Here is a 10,712-nt window from a genome sequence, read left to right as displayed (position 1 = left end):
TGCAGAAACCCACCATGACGCGTATACGACGTCCCCCGGCTCTCCCGATCCGGATTGAACACCGCACCGAGATCCCAACCCCGATTCGTCGGGAAATCGGTGATGGCGTCGGTCTCCTCCATCACGAGCCGCCACAGTTCCTCAGGAGAGGTGACCCCGCCCGGATAACGGCACGCCATCCCCACGATCACGACCGGGTCGTCGTCCGCCAGGCGTACTTCGGATGGCGACTCGACGATGTCGGCCTGCTCACCGTCCAGTTCGCCCAACAGGAAGTCGGCCAGCGCCGTGGGGGTCGGGTAGTCGAACACGAGCGTCGCCGGGAGCCGTACGCCGGTGGCCGTGCTCAGCCGGTTGCGCACTTCAACAGCGGTGAGCGAGTCGAAGCCCAGGTCCTGGAACTCGCGCCGCATCTCCACCGTGTCCGGTGATGTATGCCCCAGCACCGCAGCCACCTGCCCCCGAACCAGGTCCGCGACCAACCGGATCCGCTCTGCCCGGCCCAGATCGGCCAACCGCTCGGCCAGCGCCTGGCCGCCGGCCGGTGCCGAAGCCGAGATCGCCGACCGGCGGGTTCCTCGTACCAGGCCACGCAGCAGATGCGGTACGTCGCCACCGGCCCGCGCCACCGTCGCCGTGTTCAGCCGGGCCGCCACCACGATCGCCCTGTCCACCGAAGCTGCGCTGTCGAACAGCGCCAACCCCTGCTCGGTCGTCAGGGCCGAGATCCCCGAACGTTCCATGCGCCGCAGGTCGGCCTGGCCCAGCGTGCCGGTCATTCCCGCACCCGGCGCCCATGCGCCCCACGCGACCGACACTCCGGCCAGACCCAGTCCGCGCCGGTGAACGGCCAGAGCGTCCATGAAGGCGTTCGCCGCCGCGTAGTTGCCCTGTCCCGGGCCACCGAATGTGCCCGCCACCGACGAGAACAGGACGAACGCGGCGAGGTCCATGCCCTGGGTGAGCTCATGGAGGTGCCAGGCCGCATCGACCTTCGGCCGCAGCACCGCGTCCAGCCGCTCCGGGGTCAGCGAGGCGATCGTGCCATCGTCCAGCACACCCGCCGCATGGATCACCACCGTCAGAGCCCGCCCCGCCACAAGCGCCGCAACCTGCTCCCGGTCGGCCACGTCACAAGCGACGATCTCGACGTCAACACCCCGCGCGACCAGCTCGGCCCGCAACTCCGCCGCACCCGGAGCACCAAGCCCGCGCCGACTGGTCAACACCAGATGACGCACCCCATACTCGGCCACCACATGCCGGGCCACCTCCACGCCCAGACCACCCGTGCCACCGGTGATCAACACCGTCCCATCAGGATCCCACCGACGCGGCATCGTCAACACGATCTTGCCGGTATGCCTGGCCTGACTCATGAACCGGAACGCCTCCCGACCCCGGCGCACATCCCACGCCGTCACCGGCAACGGCCGCAACTCCCCCGCCGCGAACAACCCCATCAGCTCGACCAGGATCTCCCGCAACCGCTCCGTGCCCGCATCCAGGACGTCGAACCAGCGATAACTCACCCCCGGAAGCTCATCACGGATGTCCAGCTTGCCCATCTCGACGAACCGCCCACCCGGACGCAGCAACCGCGCCGAGGCATCGACGAACTCCCCCGTCAACGAGTTCAAGACCACATCGATCCCCCGCTCCCGCCGAAACCTCTCCTCAAACTCCAGATCCCGCGAAGAAGCGATGTGATCATCCGGGATACCGAGCAAGCGCAACACATCCCACTTGGCCGGACTCGCCGTGGCGAACACCTCCACCCCCAACCGCTGCGCGAGCTGAATCGCCGCCATCCCCGCACCACCCGTACCGGCATGCACCAGCAACGACTCACCGGCCCTCAAATCGGCCAGATCCATCAACCCGTAGAACACGGTCAGGAACACCACCGGAATCGTCGCCGCCTCCTCGAACGACATCCCCTCCGGAATCTTCACCAGCAGGCGATCACCGGCCACCACGACCGGCCCGAAACCGCCCTCGACCAGACCCACGACGCGGTCCCCAGGCTGGAGATCGACAACTTCTGGCCCGACCTCCAGCACCACACCGGCCACCTCACCACCCATCAGCCCGACCTTGTCCTGGAACCAGCCCAGAGCATTGAGTCCGTCGAGCAGATCCCGGAAATTCAACCCAGCAGCGTGAACCTCGACCCGCACCTGCCCAGCCGCCAACGGCGCAGCAGCCTGCGGGAACTCCACCAACTCCAGAGCATCCAAACTGCCCTTCGCCCGGCTCCCCAACCGCCACGGCACCCCAGACGGCGGCAACAACCCAGCCCCCGACACCAACCGCAACACCCACACCTGCCCGTCGCGGACCGCCACCTGCGGCTCACCAGAAGCCAGCACCCCACCCAGCAGACCATCCCCCGGCTCAGCATCCACATCCAGCAACACGAACCGGCCCGGATTCTCCGACTGCGCAGACCGCACCAAACCCCACACCGCCGCAGCAGCCAGATCCGCGACGAACTCACCCTCACCAACCGCCACCGCACCCCGCGTCACGAACACCAACCGCTCATCCGGACATTCCTGGAGCAACCCCAGCACCCGAGCCGTGACCTCATGCGCCGCCGTAACCGCGCCTAGAGCCGTATCGGTGACGACCTCGACCACCCGCGTCTCACCAGGGTCGGCCGCAGGAAGGTCGGAGAGCGTGACCCACTCCAGCCGGAACAACCCATCCCGCTCCCGCCCCGGAGCTGCCGGCTGACTCGGTGAGAACGGACGCAGCACCAGCGACCCCGCCGACAACACCGGCTCACCGGCGACATCGACCGCCGTAAGGGACACCGACTCGTCACTCGTCCTGACCAACCGCACCCGCAGCAGGGAGGCCCCGCTCGCCCGGAGGCACACGCCACCCCAGGAGAACGGCAACCGGCCGCCCTCCAGCCCGACGTAGGGAACCGCGTGCAGCACCGCATCCAGCAGAGCCGGATGCATCCCGAACTGCCCCCCACCCTGCTCGGGCAGCTCGACCTCGACGAACACCTCACCGCCCGAGCCGCGCCAGGCCGCCCTGAGCCCCTGGAACACCGGCCCGTACTCGAACCCAGCGGCTGCCAAGCCCTCGTAGGTCCCGCCCACGTCGATCGCCGACGCACCCTGTGGCGGCCATACCTCGAACCGCTCCCCGGCCTGGCCGCCCTCGGTGAGGACGCCGACCGCGTGACGCACCCACGGCACGTCATCCCCGGCCTCGGCCGCTCGGGCGTAGATGTTCAGGCTCCGGAGGCCGGTCTCCTGCGCGGCACCCACCCACACCTGCAGGGCCACCGCATCCCGCTCCGTCAGCACGAGCGGAGCGGTCAGCGTCAGCTCCTCGACCACGTCGCAACCGACCTGGTCCCCGGCGCGGATCGCCAGCTCAAGGAATCCCGTACCCGGGAAGATCACCATCCCGGCGACCGTGTGATCGGCCAGCCACGGATGCGACGAGAGCGAGATCCGGCCGGTCAGAAGCACACCATCCGAGTCCGCCAGGCCCACGGTCGCCGCCAGCAGGGGATGCCCCGCGACCTTCAGGCCGGCCGCCGCCACGTTTCCGGCCCGGGAACCGGTGCCCACCGGCCAATAGCGCTGGTGCTGGAAGGCGTAGGTGGGCAGGTCCACCCTGTGCCCGCCTGACAGGACACTCGGCCAGTCGACCTCGACGCCACGGACGAACAGCTCGGCGGCCGAGGCCAGCAGCCGGTCCAGGCCGCCGTCGTCACGGCGCAACGTGCCGGCGATCACAGCCTCCACACCGGCCTCGTCCACGCACTCGCCGATGCCGGGCGTCAGCACCGGATGCGGGCTGACCTCCAGAAAGAACCGATGCCGCTCCAGAAGCTGTCGTACGGCAGGCGCGAAGCCGACCGTGCGGCGCAGATTCTCACACCAGTAGACGGCGTCGAGCTCATGCCCTTCGAGCCACTCGCCGGTCACCGTGGACAGCATTGGAACCCGCAGCGACCGCGGGGACACCTCCGCCAAGACGTCCGCCAGCTCGTCGCGGATCCGGTCAACCTGAGCGGAGTGAGAGGCGTAGTCCACCGCGATGCGCCGTGCCCTGTCGAGTCGGCCGACAAGCTCCTCGACCGCCTCCACGTCACCGGAGACGACGACCGAGGAAGGCCCGTTCACAGCTGCGATCGACAGCCCGTCCGGCAGGTCCACCTGATCGACGGGCAACGGCACCGAAGCCATCGCCCCGAGCCCCGCCAGCCGTTCCCCGATGAGACGGCTTCTCAGTGCGATCACCCGCGCGCCGTCGGACAGCGACAGGCCGCCCGCCACCACAGCGGCGGCGATCTCACCCTGCGAATGCCCGACCACCGCGTCCGGACGCAGGCCGAGCGATTCCCACACAGCTGCGAGCGACACCATGACCGCCCACGACACCGGCTGGACCACATCGACCCGATCCAGCTCGACCTGCTCCAGCAACGACCAGTCCACGAACGGCTCCAACGCCGCAGCGCACTCCGCCATCCGGGCCGCGAACACCGGCGACTCCTCCAGGAGTCGCCTGCCCATCCCCACCCACTGCGCCCCCTGGCCGGGGAACACCCACACCGACTTGCCGGAAATATCGGCTATGCCGCGCATCGCACCGGGCTCACCGGCGGCCAGCGCGCCCAACTGGTCCGCGCCGAGCACCACCGCCCGGTGCTCGAACACCGACCGGGTCACGGCCAGCGAATACCCCACGTCCTCCGGAGACAGGTCACCCACGTGCGCCAGCAGACGACCCGCCTGCCCCCGCAACGCGTCGCCGGACTTCGCCGACAGCACCCACGGCACCACACCGGCGGCCGTGCCAGCGGGCACCACGCCGCCTGCCGTACCATCAGGCTCCGCGACCTGCGGCCCCTGCTCCAGGATCACGTGCGCGTTGGTGCCACTGATCCCGAACGACGACACGCCTGCCCGGCGCGGGCGGCCCGTCTGCGGCCACTCCGCCTCGGAGGTCAGCAGCTCGACGGCGCCGGCCGACCAGTCCACGTGCGAGGACGGCTCGTCGACATGAAGTGTCTTGGGCAGCACTCCATGCCGCATCGCCATGACCATCTTGATCACACCCGCCACACCCGCGGCAGCCTGCGTGTGACCGATGTTCGACTTGATCGACCCCAGCAGCAGTGGATGCTCCCGATCCTGCCCATAGGTCGCGAGCAGCGCCTGGGCCTCGATCGGGTCGCCCAACGTCGTTCCGGTGCCGTGCCCTTCCACCGCGTCCACATCAGCCGGGGTGAGCCCGGCACCGGCCAGCGCCTGCCGGATCAACCGCCGCTGCGACGGGCCGTTCGGCGCCGTCAGCCCGTTGGACGCGCCGTCCTGATTGACGGCGGACCCGCGCACGACGGCCAGCACCTGGTGACCGTTGCGCCGGGCGTCCGACAACCGCTCCAGCACCACGATTCCGACACCCTCGGACCAGCTCACCCCGTCGGCCGCCTCCGAGAACGACTTGCACCGCCCGTCGCCGGCCAGCCCACCCTGCGCGCTGAAGTCAATGAACGGCCCGGGATTGGCCATGACGGTCACACCCCCGGCCAGCGCCAGCGTGCAGTCATCGCCACGCAGGGCCTGCACGGCCAGGTGCATGGCGACGAGCGACGACGAACACGCGGTGTCCACCGTCACCGCCGGGCCCTCCAGCCCGAATGTGTAGGACAGCCGACCGCTGGCAACGCTGCCCGCCGTGCCGGTTCCGACGAACCCCATCACCTCGGGAGGGAACGGGACACTGCTCGCATAGTCGTGATACATCACCCCGGCGAACACGCCGGTACGACTCCCGCGCAGCGCGACGGGGTCGATCCCGGCCCGCTCGATCGCCTCCCAAGTGGTCTCCAGCAGCAGCCGCTGCTGCGGATCCATCGCCAGCGCCTCACGCGGGGAGATCCCGAAGAACCCGGGGTCGAACTCCCCCGCCTCGTGCAGGAACCCGCCCTCCCGCACGTACGACGTCCCGCGACTCTCCCGATCCGGGTTGTACACGGCCCCCAGATCCCAGCCACGCGTGGTCGGGAACGGCGAGATCCCGTCCACGCCCTCGGTGACAAGTCGCCACAAATCCTCCGGGGAAGCCACGTCGCCCGGATACCGGCAGGCCATCCCCACGATCACGATCGGGTCATCCGCGACCGGCCGGAACCCGGCCGGAACCACCGCATCGACCTGCTCCCCGAGCAACTCGGCCAGCAGGAACTCCGCCAGCAGCACCGGCGTCGGGTAGTCGAATACCAGCGTGGACGGCAAGCGCAGCCCGGTGACGGTGTTGAGCCGGTTGCGCAGGTCGACCGAGGTGAGCGAGTCGAAGCCCAGTTCACGGAACTCGCGCCGCATCTCCACCGTCTCCGGCGAGAGATGCCCCAGCACCATGGCCACTTCGGTGCGAACCAGATCCATGAGCGCCTCGTCGCGCTCGCTCCCGGTGAGCGGAAGCAACCGCTGCAGCAGCGTTCCGGCCGCAGCCGACCGACCGGCGGCGGCCCGGCGCCTGCTCCGGACCAGCCTGCGCAGCAGCGGCGGAACCTCACCCTGGGCACGGAGCGCCGACAGGTTCAGGCGCACGGGTGCCACCACGGCTTCACCGGCACGAATCGCCGCCTCGAACAGAGCGACGCCTTCCTCCTGGGCCAGCGGCGGCGTGCCGGCACGCGCCAGCCGCTCCAGGTCGGCCTCGCTCAAGATGCCCGTCATCCCGCTGTCCCAGGCACCCCAGGCGAGCGACAATCCAGGCAGGCCCTGGGTACGGCGGAGCCGAGCGAGCGCGTCGAGGAACGAGTTCGCGGCCGCGTAGTTGCCCTGCCCGGCAGAGCCGACGGTCCCGGCGACCGACGAGAACATGATGAACTCGGCCAAGCCCTCGGTGAGCTCGTGCAGATGCCAGGCGGCGTCGGCCTTCGGCCGCAGCACGGTGTCCAGCCGCTCAGCCGTCAGCGACGGGATCGTCCCATCGGCCAGCACGCCGGCCGTGTGGATGACGGCGGTCAGCGAAGGCTCGGCGGCCAGCAGTGCGGCCACCTGCTCCCGATCCGCCACGTCACACGCGACGACCCTGACCTCTGCCCCCTGCGCGACCAGCTCAGTCTGCAAATCCACCGCGCCGGGCGCATCCGGCCCTCGGCGACTGACCAGCAGCAGGTGCCGTACCCCGCGCTCGGCCACGACGTGGCGGGCGAACAGCGCGCCCAGGCCACCGGTGCCACCGGTGATCAGCACGGTCCCGTCCGGATTCCACGGCCGCGCCACGTCACCGGCGATGGCGGGCACCAGTCGTGGCACCCGCAAGCCGCCCTCACGCAGGGCCACGCACGGCTCCCCCGACGCCAGCACCTCGGGCAGCAGGTCCAGCCCGAGCCCCGTATCCGCGTCCATCAGCACGAACCGGTCGGGATTCTCCGACTGGGCGCTACGCACCAGACCGCACGCGGCAGCAGCAGGAAGATCCGACAGGACGTCGTCATCGCCGGTCACGACCGCGCCCCGCGTCACGAACACCAGCCGCGCGTCACGGCACCGTTCGTCGTCGAGCCAGTGCTGCAGTACGGCCAGCACGCGGGCGTTCATCTCATGCGTCGCCGCCACCACCTCGGTGGCCGGATCGGAGACCAGCTCGGTTACCACGACCTCCGGCACCTGACCGGGGAGGTCGAAATCGCGCAGCCCGGCCACCAGCGTCTCCGGTGCTGAGCCGGTGACCGGAGTCGAGGCCAAGGGCGGCCACTCCACCGTGAACAGGGGGTTCCTCCGGCTGCTCGCGACGGCACCGGGCGCGAAGGGCCGCAGGATGAGCGACCGTGCCGTCAGCACCGGTTCGCCCGCCTCATCGGTCACCACCAGAGAGACGGCGTCACCCTCGACTTTCGCCAGCCGTACCCGCACGGCCGACGCGCCTCCGGCGTGCAGGCACACCTCACCCCACGAGAACGGCAACCGCCCGCCCTCGGCGTCGTCGAGTCCTGCGAGCGCCACCGTGTGCAGCGCCGCATCCAGCAGGGCCGGATGGATACCGAACGCATTGGCGTCGGATTCGAGCCGCTTCGGCAGGCTCACCTCGGCGAAGACCTCGTCATTCCGCCGCCAGGCCGCCCTCAGCCCCTGGAACAGCGGACCGTAACTCAGCCCGCCCTCGGCGAGTTGCTCGTACAGCCCCTCCAGCTCGATCGAGGTCGCACCCTGCGGCGGCCAGACCTCGGCGCCGAATCGCTCGCCTGCCTGCCCACCGGCGGCGAGGACACCGACCGCGTGCCGTACCCAGGGTTCGTCGTCGGCGGCCTGCGCGGGCCGGGTGAAGATGCTCAGGTCGCGCCGGCCGTTCTCCTCCGCGCCCACCCACACCTGCACCGCGACGGCCTCGTCCTCCGTGAGCACGAGCGGTGCCGCCAGGGTGAGCTCCTCGACCAGGTCGCAGCCGACCTGATCACCCGCCCGTACGGCCAGCTCGAGGAAGGCGGTGCCGGGGAACAGGACCCGCCCGCCCACGACGTGATCGGCCAGCCAGGTCTGCGAACGCAACGACAGGTGCCCGGTCAGCAGCGCACCATCCGAGGCGGCCAGCGCCACCGCGGCGCCCAGCAGCGGATGCCCGGCGGCGGCCTGTCCCAGGTATCGCGCGTCGCCCAGGCGCGGGCGCGGCCAGTACCGTTCGCGCTGGAACGGGTAGGTCGGCAGCTCGACGCGCCGCGCGGACGGGAGCACCGCCCGCCAATCGACCTCCACTCCGTGCACGTGCAGCTCGGCCAGCGCGGTCATCGCCGCCGTCTGCTCGTCGCGATCCCTGCGGATCGCCGGCACCAGTACGGCCTGCGGTCCGTGCACGTCGGCGCCCAGGTCTGCGAGGACGCCCGCGGCCATGGCGGTCAGCACACCGTCGGGGCCGAGTTCCAGGTACGCGCGCACGCCCTGGCCGTACAGCGTGCGAACGCCGTCGGCGAACCGTACCGCCTGGCGGACCTGGTCCACCCAGTAGTCAGGCGAGCACAGCTGCGCGTCCGTGGCCGGTTCGCCGGTCAGCGTGGAGACGATCGGGATCTCCGGGCGGCTGTAGGTGAGCGTCTCAGCGACCGCGCGGAAGTCGGCCAGCATCGGGTCCATCAACGACGAGTGGAAGGCATGCGACACCCGCAGCCGGCGGGTCTTGTGCCCGCGCGCCGCCAGCGTGTCGGCGAGGTCGAGCACGGCCTGCTCAACACCGGAGATCACGATGGACGCGGGGCCGTTCACCGCCGCGATCGACACGTCCGGCCCGGCCAGGAGGCTCGTTACCTCCTCCTCGGGCGCCTGTACCGAGACCATCGCGCCACCCGACGGGAGCGCCTGCATCAACCGGGCCCGCGCCGCGACCAGCGTGCACGCGTCCTTCAGCGACAGCACCCCGGCCACATGAGCTGCCGTGATCTCCCCGATCGAGTGACCTGCCAGGCTGTCGGGCTTCACACCCCACGATTCGATGAGCCGGAACAGCGCCGTCTCCAGCGCGAAGAGCGCCGGCTGCGCCCACCCCGTCTGATCGAGTGTCTCGGGCTCGCCGAACATCACGTCGCGAACCGAACCGTCCAGATGCCGGTCCAGCTCAGCGACCACCGCGTCCAGCGTCTGCGCGAACACCGGGAACCGCTCATACAGCCCCCGCCCCATCCCCGCCCGCTGACTCCCCTGGCCCGTGAACAGCACGGCGAGCTGTGGTTCCCCCACCGCCACCCCGCGGGCCACGCCCACCGCCGGCACGTCGTCGGCCAGCGCGCCCAGTCCGACCAGCAGATCCTCGCGGTCCTCGGCCAGCACGACCGCCCGGTAGTCGAAGGTCGACCGGGTCGTGGCCAGCGAGAACGCGGTGTCGGCCAGTTCCAGCTCGGGCTCGGTGTCAGCGAAGGAGGCGAGTTGCTCGATCTGCGCGCGCAACGCCTGCTCGGTCCGGCCGGAGATCAGCACTGGGAGCATCCGCTCAGCTCCGGGCGACCGCTCTTCGGCGTCGGGGACGGGCGCCTGCTCGATGATCATGTGGGCGTTGGTGCCGCTGAACCCGAACGACGACACCCCCGCCCGCCACGGCCGCTCGACCTCGGGCCAGGGCCTGGCCTCGGTCAGCAGCTCGACCGCACCCTGCGACCAGTCCACGTGCGACGACGGCTCATCGACATGAAGCGTCCTCGGCAGCAGGCCGTGACGCATCGCCATGACCATCTTGATCACACCAGCCACACCCGCGGCAGCCTGCGCGTGACCGATGTTCGACTTGACCGACCCCAGCAGCAGAGGACGCTCCCGATCCTGACCGTACGTGGCCAGCAACGCCTGCGCCTCGATCGGATCACCCAGCGTCGTCCCGGTCCCGTGCGCCTCCACCGCGTCCACTCCGGCGGCGGTCAGCCCCGCCCCGGCCAGCGCCTGACGGATCACCCGCTGCTGCGACGGACCGTTCGGCGCCGTCAACCCGTTCGACGCACCATCCTGATTGACCGCCGAACCACGCACCAACGCCAGCACCCGATGCCCATGACGGCGCGCCTCCGACAACCGCTCCAACACCAGCAGGCCGACCCCCTCCGACCAACTCGTCCCATCAGCCGCCTCCGCGAACGCCTTGCACCGCCCATCACCGGCCAACCCACCCTGAGCACTGAAGTCGATGAACATCCCCGGCGTCGCCATCACCGTCACCCCACCGGCCACCGCCAGCGAGCACTCCCC

At 70.4% G+C, this 10,712-nt stretch carries 1 protein-coding gene; it reads right to left on the bottom strand.

The genetic code is table 11. The features are described 5' to 3' along the window. On the bottom strand, positions 1 to 10,712 hold a 10,712-nt coding region (locus tag ACWCSU_RS52565), incomplete at both ends, for an SDR family NAD(P)-dependent oxidoreductase (protein WP_449945151.1).

This window comes from Nonomuraea sp. NPDC001699, from assembly GCF_053596455.1.
This window is presented reverse-complemented; position numbering and strand designations above follow the sequence as displayed.